This is a genomic window from Domibacillus iocasae (genome assembly GCF_001750285.1).
Classification (GTDB): domain Bacteria; phylum Bacillota; class Bacilli; order Bacillales; family Domibacillaceae; genus Domibacillus; species Domibacillus iocasae.
Genome location: NZ_MAMP01000020.1, coordinates 244,862 through 264,759, shown reverse-complemented (window position 1 = coordinate 264,759; position 19,898 = coordinate 244,862). Strand labels below are relative to the sequence as shown.

16 protein-coding genes are annotated in these 19,898 nt (G+C 45.6%); all 16 read left to right on the top strand.

Annotated elements, in window-relative coordinates:
• Positions 1-9: 9 nt before the first annotated feature.
• The 16 genes from purM to gatB all read left to right on the top strand — a co-directional run bounded on the left by purM (position 10) and on the right by gatB (position 19,853).
• Complete coding sequence (gene purM / locus BA724_RS08290; protein ID WP_069938193.1) at positions 10-1,035, top strand: phosphoribosylformylglycinamidine cyclo-ligase; 1,026 nt, start codon at positions 10-12, stop codon at positions 1,033-1,035.
• On the top strand, positions 1,032-1,619 hold the full coding sequence (gene purN, locus BA724_RS08285; RefSeq protein ID WP_069938192.1) for a phosphoribosylglycinamide formyltransferase: 588 nt from the start codon (positions 1,032-1,034) through the stop codon (positions 1,617-1,619). Before purM ends, purN begins: the two co-directional genes overlap by 4 nt.
• On the top strand, positions 1,616-3,151 hold the full coding sequence (gene purH, locus BA724_RS08280; RefSeq protein WP_069938191.1) for a bifunctional phosphoribosylaminoimidazolecarboxamide formyltransferase/IMP cyclohydrolase: 1,536 nt from the start codon (positions 1,616-1,618) through the stop codon (positions 3,149-3,151). Before purN ends, purH begins: the two co-directional genes overlap by 4 nt.
• Before the next feature lie 15 nt (positions 3,152-3,166).
• Positions 3,167-4,432: a phosphoribosylamine--glycine ligase gene (purD, locus tag BA724_RS08275; protein WP_069938190.1), complete on the top strand. Its 1,266-nt coding sequence runs from the start codon at positions 3,167-3,169 to the stop codon at positions 4,430-4,432.
• 253 nt (positions 4,433-4,685) lie between these two features.
• Complete coding sequence (locus tag BA724_RS08270; RefSeq protein ID WP_069938189.1) at positions 4,686-6,422, top strand: adenine deaminase C-terminal domain-containing protein; 1,737 nt, start codon at positions 4,686-4,688, stop codon at positions 6,420-6,422.
• Positions 6,423-6,456: 34 nt separating this feature from the next.
• Positions 6,457-7,434: a DUF3048 domain-containing protein gene (locus tag BA724_RS08265; RefSeq protein WP_069938188.1), complete on the top strand. Its 978-nt coding sequence runs from the start codon at positions 6,457-6,459 to the stop codon at positions 7,432-7,434.
• A gap of 2 nt (positions 7,435-7,436) precedes the next feature.
• On the top strand, positions 7,437-7,736 hold the full coding sequence (locus BA724_RS08260) for a YerC/YecD family TrpR-related protein (RefSeq protein WP_069938187.1): 300 nt from the start codon (positions 7,437-7,439) through the stop codon (positions 7,734-7,736).
• Between the two features lie 160 nt (positions 7,737-7,896).
• Positions 7,897-8,595 (top strand): heptaprenylglyceryl phosphate synthase, encoded by a 699-nt coding sequence (gene pcrB / locus BA724_RS08255; RefSeq protein WP_069938186.1) that lies wholly within the window; start codon positions 7,897-7,899, stop codon positions 8,593-8,595.
• Between the two features lie 33 nt (positions 8,596-8,628).
• A complete protein-coding gene (pcrA, locus tag BA724_RS08250; RefSeq protein ID WP_069938185.1) occupies positions 8,629-10,821 on the top strand; it encodes a DNA helicase PcrA in 2,193 nt (730 codons plus the stop codon).
• A gap of 113 nt (positions 10,822-10,934) precedes the next feature.
• Positions 10,935-12,944, top strand: a complete 2,010-nt coding sequence (gene ligA / locus BA724_RS08245; protein WP_069938184.1) for an NAD-dependent DNA ligase LigA — start codon at positions 10,935-10,937, stop codon at positions 12,942-12,944.
• Between the two features lie 12 nt (positions 12,945-12,956).
• The gene (locus BA724_RS08240) at positions 12,957-14,126 is read left to right on the top strand and encodes a CamS family sex pheromone protein (protein WP_069938183.1); all 1,170 of its coding nucleotides are present in this window, start codon (positions 12,957-12,959) and stop codon (positions 14,124-14,126) included.
• Between the two features lie 119 nt (positions 14,127-14,245).
• Positions 14,246-15,055, top strand: coding sequence for a zinc transporter ZupT (gene zupT / locus BA724_RS08235; RefSeq protein ID WP_069938182.1), 810 nt, complete (start codon positions 14,246-14,248; stop codon positions 15,053-15,055).
• 145 nt (positions 15,056-15,200) lie between these two features.
• Positions 15,201-16,490 (top strand): isocitrate lyase, encoded by a 1,290-nt coding sequence (gene aceA, locus BA724_RS08230; protein WP_069938181.1) that lies wholly within the window; start codon positions 15,201-15,203, stop codon positions 16,488-16,490.
• Positions 16,491-16,658: 168 nt separating this feature from the next.
• A complete protein-coding gene (gene gatC / locus BA724_RS08225) occupies positions 16,659-16,949 on the top strand; it encodes an Asp-tRNA(Asn)/Glu-tRNA(Gln) amidotransferase subunit GatC (protein WP_069938180.1) in 291 nt (96 codons plus the stop codon).
• A gap of 12 nt (positions 16,950-16,961) precedes the next feature.
• Positions 16,962-18,410, top strand: coding sequence for an Asp-tRNA(Asn)/Glu-tRNA(Gln) amidotransferase subunit GatA (gene gatA, locus BA724_RS08220; RefSeq protein WP_069938179.1), 1,449 nt, complete (start codon positions 16,962-16,964; stop codon positions 18,408-18,410).
• A gap of 15 nt (positions 18,411-18,425) precedes the next feature.
• On the top strand, positions 18,426-19,853 hold the full coding sequence (gene gatB, locus BA724_RS08215; protein ID WP_069938178.1) for an Asp-tRNA(Asn)/Glu-tRNA(Gln) amidotransferase subunit GatB: 1,428 nt from the start codon (positions 18,426-18,428) through the stop codon (positions 19,851-19,853).
• Positions 19,854-19,898: the final 45 nt, after the last annotated feature.

The window sequence follows — 19,898 nt, the reverse complement described above, 5'->3', positions numbered from 1 at the left end:
GGAACTAAAATGGCAAAGTCGTATGAAGCAGCCGGTGTCAACATCGAAGCGGGATACGAAGCGGTTGAACGAATGAAAAAGCATGTAGAACGGACGAAGCGGGCCGGTGTCATGGGAGCGCTTGGAAGCTTCGGCGGCATGTTTGATCTGTCTTCGCTCCGATTAAAAGAGCCGGTTCTTGTCTCCGGGACAGACGGTGTAGGCACAAAGCTGAAGCTTGCGTTTATGATGGACAAGCACGACACAATCGGGATTGACTGTGTAGCAATGTGTGTGAACGATGTCGTTGTCCAAGGAGCAGAACCGCTGTTTTTCCTTGATTATATTGCATGCGGAAAAGCGGTACCTGAAAAAATTGAACAAATCGTTAAAGGGGTAGCGGACGGATGCGAGCAAGCGGGCTGCGCATTGATTGGCGGCGAAACAGCTGAAATGCCGGGCCTTTACGATGAAGAAGAGTACGATATGGCCGGATTTACGGTCGGCGCAGTTGAAAAAAGCGCAGTTGTGACTGGTGATGAAGTGAAAGAAGGCGACGTGCTGATCGGTCTTGCATCAAGCGGCATTCACAGCAACGGTTATTCACTCGTCCGCAAGATTTTCTTTGAAAAGCATAATCTCGCTGTTGATGCACGATTAGAAGGCCTTTCTATTCCACTTGGTGAGGCATTAATTGAACCGACGCGTATTTATGTGAAGCCGGTTCTCTCTGCTTTGAAAAAAGCGAAGGTTAACGGCATGGCGCACATTACAGGCGGCGGCTTTGTTGAAAACATTCCACGCGCATTGCCGGCAGGGCTTGGTGCATCGATTAAAGAAGGTTCGTGGCCTGTTCCAGACATTTTCAATGTACTTGAAACATACGGTGAACTGGACCGCCAGGAAATGTACAACATTTTCAACATGGGTATCGGGTTCGTATTGATCGTGCCCCAAGAAGAAGAAGCAAATATAAAAGCAGTCCTCCAAGAAGCCGGCGAAAAAGCGTACACAATCGGACGCGTATCGAACGGCGAAGGAGTTACAGTTCAATGACGAAAATTGCCTTGTTTGCATCCGGCAGCGGAAGCAACGTGCAGGCAATTGCCGAGGCGGTGGCAGCAGGACAGGTTCCTGCTGAAATCGCCTTGCTCGTCTGCGATAAACCGGATGCGCATGTGCTTCAGCGGGCAAAAGCATTCGGCATCCCGTCGTTTTCTTTCCAGTCGAAGCAATATGAATCGAAAGAAGCATTCGAAAGTGAAATTGCGGGCCGTTTACAGGCGGCCGGAGTAGAATTTATCTTTCTAGCCGGCTATATGCGTTTAATAGGTCCAGTTTTACTGAGTGCGTACCGGAACCGGATCGTAAACATTCACCCGTCTTTACTTCCGGCTTTTCCAGGAAAAGATGCAATTGGACAAGCGTTTGACGCGGGCGTAAAGCTCTCAGGCGTCACAGTCCATTTTGTCGATGAAGGCATGGATACAGGTGCAATTATTGACCAGGAATGTGTACGAATCGATTCTGGCATGACACGTGACGACGTGCAAAAAGCGATCCAGCAAATTGAGCACAATCTTTACCCAAGTGTGATCACCAAACTTTTGAATGGACATAGGGAGGAACAAAAACGATGACGAAACGCGCATTAATCAGCGTATCAGATAAAAGCGGCGTGACCGAATTTGCAAGAGAAATCGCGGCGCTTGGCTACGAAATTGTCTCAACAGGCGGAACGAAAAAAATGCTTGCAGAAGCAGGAGTGCCAGTTAAAGGCGTAACAGATGTAACGGGATTCCCAGAAATTTTGGAAGGACGCGTCAAAACGCTCAACCCGTACATTCACGGCGGACTTCTTGCGAAACATGGCGAGCCAAGTCATCAAAAGCAGCTTGAAGAGCATGACATTCAGCCAATCGATATCGTTTGTGTAAACCTGTACCCGTTCCAGCAGACGATTGCGAAGCCAGATGTGACAACAGAAGACGCGATTGAAAACATCGACATCGGTGGACCTGCAATGCTTCGCGCATCAGCGAAAAACCATGAGTATGTAACCGTCATTGTTGATGCAGGCGACTACGATCAAGTGTTGTCTGAGCTGAAAGGCGAAGGAAAAACGACACTCGAAACACGCCGGAAGCTTGCTGCAAAAGTATTCCGCCATACAGCGGCATATGATGCGATGATCGCAGGCTTTATGACCGATCTTTCTGGAGAAGAAAATCCGGAAAAACTAACGGTCACATATGAATTGAAACAAAGCTTGCGCTACGGGGAGAATCCTCATCAAAAAGCAGCTTTTTACGCACAGCCGCTTGGTTCCTCGTTTTCTGTGGCACAGGCTGAACAGCTTCATGGCAAAGAGCTTTCATATAATAACATCCGCGACACAGACGCGGCGCTTCAAATCGTCAAAGAATTTGAAGAACCGGCTGCAGTTGCCGTTAAACATATGAATCCGTGCGGTGTGGGTGCAGGAGCAACGATCGAAGAAGCATATGCACGTGCATACCAAGCAGATCCTACATCGATTTTCGGTGGGATTGTGGCACTTAACCGCCCAGTTACAAAAGAGCTTGCTGAAAAACTTCATGAGATTTTCCTTGAAATCATTGTAGCGCCTTCTTTTGATGAAGAAGCCATTGACGTTCTTTCTAAAAAGAAAAACATTCGCCTATTAACGCTTGATTTTGCAAATGGCAAAAAAGGTGAAAAAGTGCTGACGTCTGTTGAAGGAGGTTTGTTGTCACAGGACCTGGATGAATTATCTCTTGCAGATGCGGATGTAAAAGTGGCAACAAAACGCGAGCCGACAGAAGAAGAGTGGACTGCGCTCAAGCTTGGCTGGAAAGTCGTCAAGCATGTGAAATCAAACGCAATCGTTGTAACAGACGATAAAATGACACTTGGTGTCGGAGCGGGGCAGATGAATCGTGTAGGTGCGGCGAAAATCGCGCTTGAGCAAGCCGGCGAAAAAGCAAAAGGTGCCGCTCTTGCATCTGACGCGTTCTTCCCGATGGATGACACCGTTGAAGCGGCAGCGAAAGCAGGCATTACAGCGATCATTCAGCCTGGCGGATCGATTAAAGATGAAGATTCGATTAAAAAAGCCGATGAATACGGCATTGCGATGGTCCTAACAGGCATTCGCCATTTCAAACATTAAGAAGGGGGCCTACTCATGAATGTACTCGTTGTAGGACGCGGCGGACGCGAACACGCTATTTGCAAAAAAGTGGCGGAGAGCCCGCTTGTTGAAACCGTCTTTTGCGCACCGGGCAATGCCGGTATCAGCAGAGACGCGAGCATTGTGGATATTGACGAAATGAATTTTGCGGACATTGCTTCTTTTGCGAAAGAGCAAAACGTTGGCCTTGTTATTGTGGGTCCAGAAAACCCGCTTTCTGCCGGCATTACCGATTATCTGGAGCAGGCAGGCTTAAAAGTATTTGGTCCAAAGCAAAATGCGGCTATTTTAGAAGGCAGCAAATCATTCTCGAAAATGATGATGGAGAAATACAATATTCCGACAGCTCGCTACCAGTCATTTGAAGACTATGATGCGGCGAAAGCATATATTGAAAAAGAAGGCGCGCCGATTGTGTTAAAAGCAGATGGCCTGGCAGCAGGAAAAGGCGTGACTGTTGCAATGACGATGGATGAAGCACTTGCATCATTAGATGACATGATGCTTGATAAAAAGTTTGGTGACGCATCTGCACGTGTTGTTGTTGAGCAATTTTTACAAGGTGAAGAATATTCACTCATGGCATTTGTACATGGTGAAAACGTGTATCCGATGGAAGCAGCACAGGATCATAAACGCGCATTCGACAACGATGAAGGGCCAAACACAGGTGGTATGGGCGCATATTCGCCAGTTCCGCACATCTCACAGGCGATTAACGATCAATCCGTTGAAGAGATTATCCGTCCGATCGCTAAAGGCATGGTGGCGGAAGGACGCTCGTTTACAGGCATTATTTTCGCCGGCTTGATGTTAACGGAGGAAGGACCGAAAACGATTGAATTTAACGCCCGCTTTGGCGATCCGGAAACGCAGGTTGTCCTGCCACGGTTGGAAAACGACCTCGTTCAAGTAATGCTTGATGTGCTTGATGGAAAAGACCCAGAGCTGACATGGAAAGACGAATCGGTTCTTGGCATCGTGTTAGCGGCAAAAGGCTATCCGGAAGCGTATGAAAAAGGCAATGAATTAAAAGGACTTGAGGCGATCGATGCGGGTTCTGTTATTCATGCCGGCACGTATTCAGATGCGGATGTGCTTCGTGCAAATGGCGGCCGTGTTTTGCTCGTAACAGGAATTGGTTCGAACCCGGCAGAAGCGCAGCAAAAAGCATACGAAAAAATGCAGCATGTCGATACGGAACACTTCTTTTTCCGCAGCGATATCGGCAGCCGCGCAATCGCAAAAGCAGGGTTATAAAAATAAAAATGGTGCCGGAAATGTCCTTTTCCGGTACCACTTTTTTGTTTGAAAAATGTCCTGATTGGGACAGAAATGATTATATATATTGCCTATTTGTCCCGAAAATCAGACTTATGCAAGTTTCTCGCCAAAAGTTCGAACTTTTTTCACAAAATCAACTATTCTTTAGTGCGTTATTAGTACGATATATGTTACGATGAATAAAATTACACAAATTGAAAGCGATATCATTTTGAGAGGGACGATGGCAATGTCTGATATAAAACATAAATGGAAAAATAAACAAATACGCGACCAGATTGCTGTTATTGATCGGAAAAAATCACCGACGCTTGTTTTGAAAAATGCCCGCTATCTTCATTCAGCACTGAAGAGGTGGCTGACAGGGAACATTTGGATATATGAAAACCGCATTGTGTACATTGGCAGTGCAATGCCTGGATCAGCTGATGAAATTTATGATTGCACCGGTAAAACAGTTGTACCTGGGTACATAGAGCCGCACGTCCACCCGTTTATGCTGTATAATCCTAAGACGTTTGCGGAATATGCTGCAAAACGCGGAACAACTACCCTGGTTAATGATAACTTAATGATGTTGCTGGCACTCGAAAAAAAGAAAGCGTTTTCCTTGATAGAAGAATTAAACAAGCAGCCAGTATCGATGTACTGGTGGTGCCGGTACGATGCTCAGACAGAACTGGACAATGAAGATGAGATATTAGGGAACGGTACAATAAATTCTTGGCTGGAAAATGAAAATGTCCTTCAAGGCGGTGAATTAACAAGCTGGCCAAAGCTGTTGGACGGTGACGATATGATCCTGTACTGGATGCAGGAAACGAGAGGAATGAAAAAACGGATTGAAGGGCATTTTCCTGGAGCTTCTGAAAGAACATTGGCAAAAATGGCTTTATTCGGGGCGGATGGCGATCATGAGTCTATGACAGGAGAAGATGTTAGAAAACGGCTTATGAATGGAATGATGGTGACGCTCCGACATTCATCAATTCGTCCGGATTTAGAAAAACTTCTGACAGAGATGAAAGAGATGGATCTTGATCAATATGACATGATGATGTTTACAACAGACGGATCATCTCCGGCTTTTTATGTAGATGGCATTATTGATAAAATGATCCAGATAGCTATTAATCATGGCGTTCCGCCGATTGATGCATATCAGATGGCTTCTTATAATGCGGCCCGCTATTATAGAATGGAACATTTGCATGGTATGATCGCACCGGGGCGCATAGCCAGTGTTAATATTTTAACGGATGAATTTCATCCGAATCCGGAAGCTGTCGTCTCTAATGGCATCTGGGTTAAAAAGAATGAAATGGATACGGATCCTTTTCCTGATGTAAATTGGGAGATGTTTGGTCATTCGAAAATGCAATTTAATTGGAATTTGATTGAAGATGATTTACAATTTTCGATGCCATTCGGAATTGAGATGGTGAATAACGTCATTACAAAACCGTGCAAAGTCATAAAAGATGTAGCGGGCGAGCATTTCTACATGGATGATGACCAAAATTATCTTGTGCTTCTTGATTATGAAGGAAAATGGCGTGTTAATACAACGATTAAAGGATTTGCGACCGATATACAAGGGTTTGCGTCTTCGTTTTCCAGCACGGAGGACATTCTTTTGATCGGCTCATCTAAAATAGAAATGCGCCGTGCATTTGAGCGAATGCAGGAACTTGGGGGCGGCATTGTGCTTGCAGGAAATGGGGAAATTATCCACGAAATCCCGCTTCCGTTATCGGGAATTATGTCCGATCAGCCCTTTGAGGTTGTTGTCGAACAGGAGTTAAAACTAAGAGAACTGCTGGCGGAGCGCGGTTATCCATACGAGGATCCTATTTATTCTTTGCTGTTTTTAACATCTACCCATTTGCCTTATATCCGAGTTACTTCGCAAGGGATATATGACGTCATGAAGAAAACGGTACTCTTTCCGACGATAATGCGTTAAAATAGTAAAGTAAAACTATTTTCGGAGTGTCGATATGAGAAAAAAATGGATGGCAATGGCTGCAGCGGCCGTTTTGATCAGTGGCTGTGCAAGTGCTGAGCCTGCCAATACGAATGAACAAAGAAACGAAATTAACCCTTTAACCGGGGTGGAGTCATCGGATACAGCACGTCGGACCATGGCGGTCGTGGTCAGCAATCACCCTTCCGCCCGTCCGCAAACCGCTCTTGATGAAGCGGACATGGTGTATGAAATCTTAACAGAAGGCGGGATTACCCGCTTTTTGGCGCTTTATCAAAGCGAATATCCGGACAAAATTGGACCGGTCCGCAGTGCGCGAGATTATTTCATTGAGCTTGCAGAAGGATATAATGCGTTATTTTTAGCTCACGGCTATAGTCCGGAGGCGCAGGGCATTCTATTGTCTGGCGACATCGATCAGCTAAACGGCATTCAGTATGACGGGGGTGTCTTTAAGCGGGACGGCTCACAAAAAGAGCCCCATAACTCTTATGTGGATGTTGAGCAAGCATTAGATGTGGCTGAACAAAAAGGCTACAGTCTTGATGCCGCACCTTCCCGGCTTTCTTTTCTAACGGAAAAAGAAGAAAGGTCACTGACTGGTGAACCTGCAGAAACATTGTCCATTCGCCCGTCTTCAAATGATTTATTTGAATCGGTGTATGAGTTTGATGGCGATTCCTATCATCGGTCCATTGGCGGTGCTGAAGTGCGGACAGATAATATTTTTGTTATTGAAGCGGATCACCGCGTGATTGATGCCAAAGGGCGCCTTGACATCGATTTGAAATCGGGCGGAGATGCCTTTCTTATTCAAGATGGCTTGCTTAATTTAGTCAAGTGGCGTAATCAAAATGGGCGCATTGTTCCTTATACAGAAAACGGCGCGGCGTTTGTAACAGGTAAAACGTGGATTCATATTGTACCGGCATCAAGAGGGTTAAACAAAGCAGTTAATGTGGAAATAGACGGTGAAGGGAATGGAAGCTGATTATGCAAATAGATAAATTGCGCGGAAAAGAGCTGGACCAGCTTTTTCAGGCAGTCCTCTCATTAAAAGACATGGAAGAATGCTATCGGTTTTTCGATGATTTATGCACCGTAAACGAAATTCAGTCACTTGCTCAGCGGCTTGAAGTAGCACGGATGCTTCAAGAAGGCAAAACGTATCATAAAATTGAAACAGAAACCGGCGCATCGACCGCTACAATCTCCCGCGTTAAAAGATGCTTAAATTATGGAAACGACGGCTACGAATTTGTGCTGAAGCGTGTTCACAATAAAGAAGAATAAGAAAAAAGCAGTCTCTTTGGCAGAGCTGCTTTTTTCTTTGTTTTCACAAGCCGCTGTTTACGTTCAGAATGGAATGATCACATGCACGATGAACGAATGAACCAGGGTCGGTTTCGTGATATAATACGAAGTTGTAATTGAATGATTGGAGGCACCCTGCATGTATAACGTTCGCGAATGGCGGCATGTGTTTAAATTAGATCCGAATAAAGAAATAGATGATGAATTGCTTGAGCGTGTGTGCGAGTCTGGAACAGATGCAATTGTGGTAGGCGGTTCAGACGGCGTGACGCTTGATAATGTGCTGGAATTAATGGTTCGCGTACGGCGGTTTCCGCTTCCGTGTGTGTTGGAAGTCTCTTCTCTTGAGGTGGTGACACCGGGTTTTGATTTATATTTTATCCCGGCCGTTCTGAATACAACAGAAGCAGACTGGATTACCGGACTTCATTTTGAAGCAATGAAAGAATATGGGGAGCTTATGAATCCGGATGAACTGGTTGTGGAAGGGTATTGTATCGCAAACCCTGAATGCAAGGCCGCGAAACTGACTGGTGCTTTGAAAAGACCGGATGCGGAGGATATCTCAGCTTATGCACGATTGGCCGGTCACTTATGGAAGCTGCCAATTTTTTATTTAGAGTACAGCGGCAAGTATGGCGACGTAAAAGCCGCGCAAAAAGCAGCGGATATATTATCGGAAACAAAGACGACGTTTTTCTATGGAGGCGGCATTAAAACGGCTGAACAGGCGAAAGAGATGGGACAATACGCCGATGTTGTTGTTGTTGGCAATGCCATATATGATTTTCCAGAAGAAGCATTAAAAACCGTTACAGCGGTAAAAAATAGTGTATAATAAAGAACAAATGTTCCGAATGGTGGTGGCAGTATGCAATTTTTAACGGATCGATTATTAAACGGCTTAAATCCGGAGCAGCAGGAAGCCGTCAAAGCAACGGAAGGGCCGCTTTTAATTATGGCCGGCGCAGGTTCCGGAAAAACGCGCGTCCTGACGCACCGGATTGCGTATTTGATTGTGGAAAAAGAAGTGAACCCGTACAATATTTTGGCGCTCACGTTTACAAATAAAGCGGCGCGCGAAATGAAAGACCGGATTGGCGCCCTGCTTGGCGGTGCGTCAGAAGAAATCTGGATGTCGACATTCCATTCGATGTGTGTGCGTATTTTGCGCCGCGACATTGATCGGATCGGCTACAGCCGCAACTTTACAATTTTAGACACAGCAGATCAGCTGTCGGTGTTGAAAAGCATTTTAAAAGATCAAAACATTGACCCGAAAAAATTTGATCCGCGTGCGCTGCTTGGCGCAATCAGCTCATCTAAAAATATTTTAGTGGATGCGGCTGCCTTTGCACGCCAGCAAGGCGGTTATATGGATAAAGTGACATCAGATGTGTATAGCGAATACGAAAAGCGCTTAAAGAAAAACAATGCGCTTGATTTTGATGATTTAATTATGCTGACAATCCGCTTGTTTGAACGGGTGCCGGAAGTACTTGAATTTTACCAGCGCAAATTCCAATACATTCATGTGGACGAGTATCAGGATACGAATAAATCACAGTACACACTTGTCAAACAATTGGCGAGCCGTTTTCAAAATCTGTGTGTTGTCGGGGACAGTGACCAGTCGATTTATCGCTGGCGCGGAGCGGATATTGCCAATATTTTATCCTTTGAAAAAGACTATCCGCATGCAAAAGCAATCTTCCTGGAGCAAAATTATCGTTCCACGAAGCGGATTTTGCAGGCGGCGAATGAAGTGATTGAAAACAACTCAAACCGGAAGCCAAAAAAGCTTTGGACGGAAAATGCCGACGGGAAAAAAATCGCTTATTTCCGGGCGGATAGTGAACGGACGGAAGCGGAATTTGTTGCGGGTAAAATAAAAGAACTTTCTGCAACAGGAAGAAAACAGTCTGATTTTGCGGTGCTGTACCGTACGAATGCCCAGTCACGTTTGATTGAGGAAACGCTTATGAAATCAAACATCGACTACACAATCGTCGGCGGTATTAAGTTCTATGACCGAAAAGAAATTAAAGATTTACTCGCTTATTTACGCCTGATTGCGAACCCGGATGACGATATTAGCTTATCGCGGGTCATCAATGTGCCAAAGCGGGGGCTTGGCTCTACATCACTTGATAAAATCGCCCGCTATGCGCAGGAGCAGGACATTTCTATGTTCAAAGCACTGGCGGAAGCAGACTTTATCGGGTTAAGTGGAAAAGCCGCCAACGCGGCAGTGGATTTCCGGGATATCGTTAACATCTATACACAGCAGCAGGAGTATTTATCTGTTTCCGAGCTTGTCGAACAAGTGATTGACCGGACCGGGTATGTCGACATGCTAGCAGCGGAAAAAACGATTGAATCGCAGACAAGGATTGAAAACATTGAAGAGTTTTTATCGGTGACGAAATCATTTGAAGAATCAAGTGAAGATAAAACGCTCATCACTTTTTTAACGGATCTGGCCCTTGTCGCTGATATCGATCAGCTCGGCAAAGAAGAAGAACCGACAGAATCAGTAGTTTTGATGACGCTTCACTCTGCTAAAGGACTCGAATTCCCAGTTGTTTTTTTAATTGGTATGGAAGAAGGCGTCTTTCCGCACAGCCGCTCGCTTATGGACGAAGAAGAAATGGAAGAAGAACGCCGTCTCGCCTACGTCGGCATCACACGTGCGGAGAATGAGCTGTATATAACCAATGCGGAAATGCGGACCCTTTACGGGAGAACGAATATGAACCCGGTGTCTCGTTTTATTAGTGAAATTCCCGAAGATTTGCTGGAATCCGAAAATCCGAAGCAGCAGTCAAGAAAACAAATGCCATTTGGCCAGAAAACGCGTCCAGCCGTGACAAGAACACAAAACAATGCAGCCGCACAGCTGAACTGGCGTGTGGGCGACAAAGCGGCACACAAAAAATGGGGCACAGGAACGGTTGTGGCAGTAAAGGGAAGCGGAGACAGCACCGAACTGGATATTGCGTTTCCGAGCCCGACAGGCATCAAAAGGCTTCTCGCGCAATTTGCACCGATTGAAAAGATTTAAGGATCGCTAATGGATCAAAAGCTAGGAACGCGGCGTCCTGCCGCAACGCTTTCGTGACCCACATCGTGTGGGCCCGAGATCGGTTTACAATTCTTAGAAAGGAGAGTGTATAAATGGATATAAACATGGCGGAACAGCGTGTCAAAGAATTACATGACACGTTAAATAAATACAGCTACGAATATTATGTAATGGATCAGCCGTCTGTGCCGGACTCAGAATACGACCGGCTGTTAAAAGAGCTGAACGAAATAGAAGAGAAGTTTCCTGAATTGCGGACTCCAGATTCACCGACGCAGCGTGTTGGCGGCGCAGTGCTTGATGCGTTTCAGAAAATACGCCATGACACTCCGATGCTTAGTCTTGGCAATGCGTTTAATGAAGCTGATTTGCGCGATTTTGACCGGCGGGTGGAACAGCTTGTCGGCCATTCCTCCTATTCATACGTATGTGAACTGAAGATCGACGGACTCGCGGTGGCATTGAAATATGAAGATGGGTTATTTATACAAGGAGCAACGCGAGGAGATGGAACGACGGGTGAAGATATTACAGCCAATTTAAAAACCATTCATTCGATCCCACTTCGGCTGAAAAAACCGCTTACGATGGAAGTGCGCGGTGAAGCATTTATGCCAAAGCAGTCGTTTATTGCTTTAAACGCGATTCGCGATGAAAAAGGTGAAGAGCCTTTTGCCAACCCGCGTAATGCGGCAGCAGGATCACTTCGCCAGCTTGATCCGCGTATTGCTGCTTCAAGAAATTTGGATATCTTTTTATATGGCATCGCGAATCCCGGTCCGCTTGGTATCGCCGCACATAGTGAAGGACTTAATTTACTTGATTCGCTTGGCTTTAAAACAAATAAAGAACGGCGTGTCTGCAAGACAATTGAAGAGGTCATAGCTTATGTGAAAGAGCAGTCGGATAAAAGAACAAAGCTTCCTTATGAAATTGACGGCATCGTGATTAAAGTTGATTCACTTGATCAGCAGGATGAGCTTGGCTTTACAGCGAAAAGTCCGCGCTGGGCAACGGCGTTCAAGTTTCCGGCAGAGGAAGTCGTGACAAAACTGACTGGTATTACACTTAGTGTGGGACGAACAGGTGTCGTCACGCCAACCGCCCTGCTGCAGCCGGTTCGTGTCGCCGGTACAACCGTCGGACGTGCTTCGCTTCACAATGAAGACTTAATTCGCGAAAAAGACATTCGCATCGGCGATATGGTCGTGGTGAAAAAAGCGGGCGATATTATTCCTGAAGTGGTCAGTGTGCTGGTTGACCGCCGCACAGGGGAAGAAGAAGAATTTCATATGCCAGATCATTGCCCGGAATGTGAAAGCGAGCTTGTCCGTCTGGAAGAAGAAGTTGCGCTTCGCTGTATAAACCCGCAATGCCCGGCGCAAATACGCGAAGGCATGACGCATTTTGTATCCCGCAACGCGATGAATATTGAAGGGCTCGGAGAAAAAGTCATTGCGCAATTATACCGTGAAAAGCTGATTACAGATGTTGCCGATTTATACACGCTTAGCAAGGAAGAGCTGGTGAAGCTCGAGCGGATGGGTGAAAAATCGGCTGATAACTTGCTGGCGGCCATTGAAGCGTCTAAACAAAATTCGCTTGAACGTCTTTTATTTGGCCTTGGCATTCGCCATGTCGGAGCAAAAGCGGCTAAAACGCTGGCGATGGAGTTTGGCACGATGGATCGCTTAAAGGAAGTGTCTGAAGAAGAGCTGACCGCGATTCACGAAATTGGCGGCAAGATGGCGGATGCTGTTGTTCTTTATTTTGACCAGCCTGAAGTAGCGGAATTGATTGGAAAATTAAAAGCATCAGGTGTTAAAATGGCATATGACGGACCCATTCGAACGATTTTAGCAGAAGGAGAATCTCCGTTTGCCGGCAAAACCGTTGTGCTAACAGGGAAGCTAGCGCAGCTGACACGCAATGAAGCGAAAGAACGGATTGAAGCGCTCGGCGGCACTGTGACAGGCAGTGTCAGTAAAAAAACGGATCTTGTCGTCGCTGGAGAAGAAGCAGGCTCTAAGCTTGAAAAAGCGGAAAAACTCGGCATCGATGTTTGGGATGAACAGCGCTTAATGGATGAACTTACAAAATAAGAGGTGGCTTTTTTGAAAAAGAAATGGGTTCTGGCGGCGGTATCTGCCATCCTGCTTGTAAGCGGATGTGCACCGGCGCTACAGAACGATGACGAAGTAACGCAGGAAAATGGGGACGAAACGACGGCGGTTATACCAACATATCAAATTTCTGAAAACTTTTATCGGACGATTGTGCCGTTTGAGCCAGGCAAAGCACGTGGTCTTGTCGTTTCAAATTTAAATACGCGCTATGACATTGTGGAATTTGAAACCGGCCTGATGCGCATTGCGCAGGAAAACTTTTCACCCGATAATTTCTTTTTTCAGGAAGGACAAGTGCTTGAGGAAGATGTCGTCCGGTCATGGCTGCGCAGAAAATATACAGATGCGCAGTTGAAAGAAAATGAATTGACAGCAGAAGAAAACCTTGGCCTTAATCCGATTGATACAGGGGAAGGATCGGTAGAAGAACGCAATGAGCGGGCACCCATTTATTTGGCGCATATTATGGAGCAGGATTATTTAACGAAAAAAGAAGATAATTCGCTGCAGCTTGATGGAATGGTCATCGGGCTCGCTCTCAATTCCGTTCACTATTATCAAAAAGAGCAATACGGCGCACAATATGAATTTACGATTTCTGATGAAAAAATTGAAGAAGAAGGGAAAAAGATTGCTGAGCAAGTCGCTTCACGTCTTCGGACAATGGATAAAACAAAAAACATTCCAATTACAATTGCCTTGTTCCAGCAGGCTCCACAAAACTCAGTAACAGCGGGTAATTTTATCGCATACACGCATCTTGACGCAGGGAATACAGGCATATCGGATTGGAAAGCAATTGATGAAGAATACGTGCTGTTCCCGTCTAATGCAGCGGAAGAAGATCACCGTGAAGATTCAACGTATTTTGCCAACTTCAAACAGGACATTGAAACGTATTTTGATAACTTTAATGGAGTAATCGGCCGCGGGTTATACAGCGGAGAGGAACTGACGAGCTTAAAAATTGATATTCCGATTCAATTTTATGGAAAAGCGGAAGCGGTCGGCTTTACACAATATGTGACTGGTCTTGTTATGGAGCACTTCCCGGCGTATATTCCCGTACAAGTGAGCATAACATCTACGAGCGGCACAGAAGCGCTTATTGTAAAAGAAGCAAATGCGGAAGAACCATATGTTCACATTTATGAATAACCAAAAATCTGATTTGATACATTCTATCAAATCAGATTTTTTTATTTACCGGAACAAAAAAAGTTGCGCAAGAGCAACAATTAGCATACACTAATAAAAAAGTGAAGAGGAGGGCGAATATGGACAGTAATGTATTGTTTGCGCTGGGTCTGACATTATTTGCGGGGCTTGCTACGGGTATTGGCAGCGCACTGGCATTTTTTACGTCCCGCACGAATACAAAGTTTCTCGCCTGGGCGCTTGGCTTTTCCGCGGGGGTTATGATTTACGTATCTATGATTGAGATTTTCGTAAAAGCAAAAGATGCGCTCGTGGCAGAACACGGCGATAAAACAGGCTATTGGTTGACTGTTATCGGATTCTTCGCGGGTATTGCGGTCATTGCAATTATTGATAAGTTTATTCCGTCAGCGGGGAATCCCCATGAGACAAAAACGGTGGAAGAGTTTCATAAGGAGCCGGAACGTGACGAATATGCAAGGCTGAAAAAAATGGGTATTTTCACTGCGCTTGCCATTGCGATTCATAATTTTCCAGAGGGGATTGCCACATTTGCATCAGCCATTCAAGACCCGAGCTTAGGTATTGCGATCGCAGTAGCAGTGGCTATCCACAATGTCCCGGAAGGCATCGCGGTGGCTGTACCTCTTTATTTTGCGACAGGAGATCGAAAAAAAGCATTTAAATGGTCATTTTTATCTGGCTTGTCAGAACCAGTTGGGGCGCTTGTCGCCTGGCTTATTTTAATGCCTTATTTAACAGATACGATGTTTGGCATGATTTTCGCCGGTGTGGCTGGAATTATGGTGTTCATTTCTCTTGATGAACTGCTGCCCGCTGCGCAAAAATATGACCAAACCCATTTAGCCATTTACGGTGTTGTATCTGGAATGGCTGTGATGGCCATCAGCTTGCTGCTTCTTTTATAAAAATAACAAAGCCGGAAGAGACTATTCTTCCGGCTTTTTATTTTTTTGAATCTTTTTTCAAAAAAGGGTTGGCAAATGAAACCAACTGTTATATAATACAAATTGTAAACAATAAACTGTTTTATAACAAGGGGGATGTTTTAAAATGGGAAATACAACACAACAGCGGGTAGATCAGCTTCAACAAGCGTGGGGAAATGAGGCACGGTGGAAAGGAATTGAACGTCCTTACTCGGCAGAAGAAGTGATCAAGCTTCGTGGTTCGATTGATATTGAACATACATTGGCTAAACGCGGTGCTGACAAACTATGGAGTCTGGTTAATCAGGAAAATTTCGTTAATGCCCTTGGAGCATTGACAGGCAACCAGGCTGTGCAGCAAGTAAAAGCAGGATTGAAAGCGATTTATTTAAGTGGCTGGCAAGTAGCAGCGGACGCGAACCTTTCAGGCAACATGTACCCGGATCAAAGTCTTTATCCGGCTAACAGCGTACCGAATGTTGTAAAGCGTATCAATCAGGCCCTTCAGCGTGCGGACCAGATCGCTCACATGGAAGGCGATGATTCAATCGATTATTTCGCACCAATCGTAGCGGATGCGGAAGCAGGGTTTGGGGGACAGCTGAACGTATTTGAGCTTATGAAGGGCATGATTGAATCAGGCGCATCTGGTGTTCACTTTGAAGATCAGCTTTCATCTGAGAAAAAATGCGGCCATCTGGGCGGAAAAGTACTGCTTCCTACTCAAGTAGCAGTGAAAAATCTAATTGCGGCACGTCTTGCAGCAGATGTAATGGGTACACCAACTGTATTAATCGCTCGTACAGATGCCGATGCAGCTGACTTGATCACGAGCGATATTGATCCTGCAGATGCGGAGTTCCTAACTGGCGAACGTACATCAGAAGGTTTCTTCCGGACGAAAGCGGGTCTCGATCAGGCGATTGCACGAGGTCTTGCATATGCACCATATGCAGATATGATCTGGTGTGAAACATCTGAACCGAATTTAGAGGATGCACAGCGTTTTGCGGATGCGATTCATGAAAAATTCCCGGGCAAATTACTTGCCTATAACTGCTCGCCTTCATTTAACTGGAAAGCGAAACTCGATGATGAAACAATCGAGAAATATCAAGTAGAACTCGGGAAAATGGGTTATAAATTCCAATTCGTCACACTTGCCGGCTTCCACACATTGAATTACAGCATGTTCCAGCTTGCAAACGGATACAAGGATCGTGGAATGGGTGCTTACTCAGAGCTTCAGCAAGCGGAATTTGCAGCCGAAAAGGATGGCTACACAGCTACACGCCATCAGCGTGAAGTTGGAACGGGCTACTTTGATGCTGTCTCTATGACTGTAACAGGAGGCCAGTCTTCAACGACTGCACTGAAAGGTTCAACCGAAGAAGAGCAATTCCAGACAAACTAATTATTTACGAACAAAGGGATCTGTCTTACATTGGGGGATGTAAAATAGATGAAGGACCATCTTCGAAACTGAAGACGGTCCTTCTTTTTGTTTACGGAGGCGCAAATCATGGTAAAATAGACTTTGTGCAATTATTAGCGTACAAATTTTTTACGGAGGTGGATTCCATTGACGCGAATTTCAGAAGAACAAGTACGGCATGTGGCCCATTTGGCGCGCCTCGCTGTCACAGACGAAGAAGTGCATACATTTACGGAACAGCTCGATGCGATCATTACATTCGCCGAGCAGCTGAATGAACTTGATACATCAAACGTGAAGCCAACTTCACACGTTTTAAATATGAAAAATGTATTGCGGAAAGACGAATCAGCACCAGGGCTTGACCGGGAAGACGTGTTGAAAAATGCACCGGATCAGCAGGACGGCCAAATTCGTGTGCCGTCGATTATTGAGTAAGGGGGAGAGACTGTGTCATTATTTGATCACAAACTGACGGAGATTCAATCGATGCTTGAGAAAAAAGAAGTGTCGATTCCGGATCTCGTTGATGAATCGTTTAAACGCATCGCCGCAGTTGATGGCGATGTAAAAGCGTTTATTACATTAGACGAAGAAAATGCCCGCAAGCAGGCGGAAGAAGCACAAAGCGCCGGCAAAACCGGTATTTTATCAGGTATTCCAATCGGTGTAAAAGATAACATCGTCACAAAAGGTCTTCGCACGACGGCTGCCAGCCAAATTCTTCGTAATTTTGACCCGATTTATGATGCGACGGTTGTGAACAAGCTTCACGAAGCCGGGACTATTACAGTCGGAAAATTAAACATGGATGAATTTGCGATGGGGTCGTCAACTGAAAACTCCAGTTTCCAGAAAACACGCAACCCTTGGAACCTTAATCATGTGCCGGGTGGTTCATCTGGTGGTTCGGCCGCTTCTGTTGCGGCGGGAGAAGTGCCTTTTTCACTTGGTTCTGATACAGGCGGCTCGATTCGCCAGCCTGCTTCTTTCTGTGGTGTTGTCGGCATGAAGCCTACATACGGCCGTGTGTCACGCTTCGGCTTAATTGCGTTTGCATCATCGCTTGATCAAATCGGGCCGATTACACGCAATGTAGAAGATAATGCTCATCTCTTGGAAGCGATTGTCGGCATCGACCCGCATGATTCAACATCTGCGAATGTTCCGGCAGAGAAGTTTTCGGCGAATTTGACGGGCGACATTAAAGGACTTCGAATTGCTGTGCCAAAAGAATACCTCGGTGAAGGGGTTTCTGAAGAAGTGAGGCAATCAGTTCTCTCAGCTCTTAAAGTGCTGGAAGGTCTTGGTGCAACGTGGGAAGAAGTGTCACTGCCGCATTCGAAATATGGCGTAGCGACATATTACCTGCTTGCATCATCAGAAGCTTCATCCAACCTGGCCCGTTTTGACGGCATCCGTTACGGCTACCGTGCTGAAAATGCGGACAACTTAATTGATTTATACAAAAAAACACGTGCTGAAGGTTTCGGCGACGAAGTAAAACGCCGTATTATGCTAGGTACATTCGCGCTCAGCTCCGGCTACTACGATGCGTACTATAAAAAAGCGCAGCAAGTCCGCACACTCATTAAAAAGGACTTTGAAGACGTGCTGGAAAGCTATGACGTCATTATTGGCCCGACAACACCAACACCGGCTTTTAAAATCGGCGAAATCATTGACGATCCATTGACGATGTATGCGAACGATATTTTGACGATTCCGGTGAACCTTGCCGGTGTACCGGGTATTTCCGTTCCGTGCGGTTTTGCGGAAAACGGCCTGCCGCTCGGCCTGCAAATTATTGGCCATCATTTCGATGAAAAAACCGTTTATCGTGTTGCTCATGCGTACGAGCAAGCAACTGATTTTCATAAACAAAAACCTGGGCTGTAAGGAGGGGAGCAAGCTATGCAATTTGAAACTGTTATCGGACTTGAAGTCCACGTTGAATTAAAAACAAACTCAAAAATCTTTTCATCGGCCCCGGCCCATTTCGGCGCGGAGCCGAACACAAATACAACGGTTATTGACCTCGGTTATCCGGGTGTATTGCCGGTTATGAACGAAAAAGCCGTTGAATTTGCGATGAAAGCGGCAATGGCAATCAATTGTGAAATCGCTGAAGAATCCATCTGGGACCGGAAAAACTATTTCTATCCGGATAATCCAAAAGCGTATCAAGTATCACAAAATGATAAGCCGATCGGTGAACACGGATGGGTAGAAATTGAAGTGAACGGCGAAACGAAACGGATTGGAATCACCCGTCTTCATTTAGAAGAAGATGCGGGCAAGCTGACGCATGCCGGCAAGCATTCTCTTTGCGATTACAACCGCCAGGGAACACCGCTTGTCGAAATCGTTTCTGAGCCAGACATCCGTACACCGGAAGAAGCGTATGCATTTTTAGAAAAATTAAAAGCGATCATTCAATACACTGAAGTATCCGACTGCAAAATGGAAGAAGGATCGCTTCGCTGTGATGCGAACATTTCGATCCGCCCATTTGGACAGGATGAATTTGGTACAAGAACAGAACTGAAAAACTTAAATTCATTTAACTTTGTCCGCAAAGGGCTTGAGTATGAAGAAAAACGTCAGGCGGAAGTTGTGTCTTCCGGAGGAAAAGTAGAGCAGGAAACACGCCGCTTTGACGAATCAACAGGCAAAACCATTTTGATGCGTGTAAAAGAAGGATCAGATGACTACCGTTACTTCCCAGAGCCGGATCTTCTTCCTGTTTACATTGACGAAGAGTGGAAAGAGCGTGTGCGTGCATCGATTCCAGAGCTTCCGGACGCACGTAAAAAGCGTTACATGGAAGAGCTTGGACTTCCGGCGCATGACGCGAAAATTTTGACGATGTCAAAAGAGATTGCGGATTTCTTTGAAGCGACAGTCGCAGCAGGTGCAGCGGCGAAATTGGCTTCAAACTGGATGATGGGCGAAGTACCGGCATACTTAAACGCTGAAGGCAAGGAATTGGCTGAAACAAAGCTGACACCGGAAAATTTAGCCGGCATGATCAAGCTTCTGGAAGAAGGGACGATTTCATCTAAAATCGCCAAAACTGTTTTTAAAGAAATTATTGAAAACGGCGGCGATGCAGAAGCAATCGTGAAAGAAAAAGGACTCGTTCAAATTTCAGACGAATCCGCACTTCTAAAGTTCGTCAACGACGCACTGGATGCGAACCCGCAATCGATTGCTGACTTTAAAGAAGGCAAGAAAAAAGCGATTGGCTTCCTCGTTGGTCAAATTATGAAAGCATCAAAAGGCCAGGCAAACCCGCAGGCCATCAACAAATTGCTTGCAGAAGAAATTCAAAAACGATAATACTCATGCTGCTTCCTTTCTGGGGAAGCAGCTTTTTCATTTAAT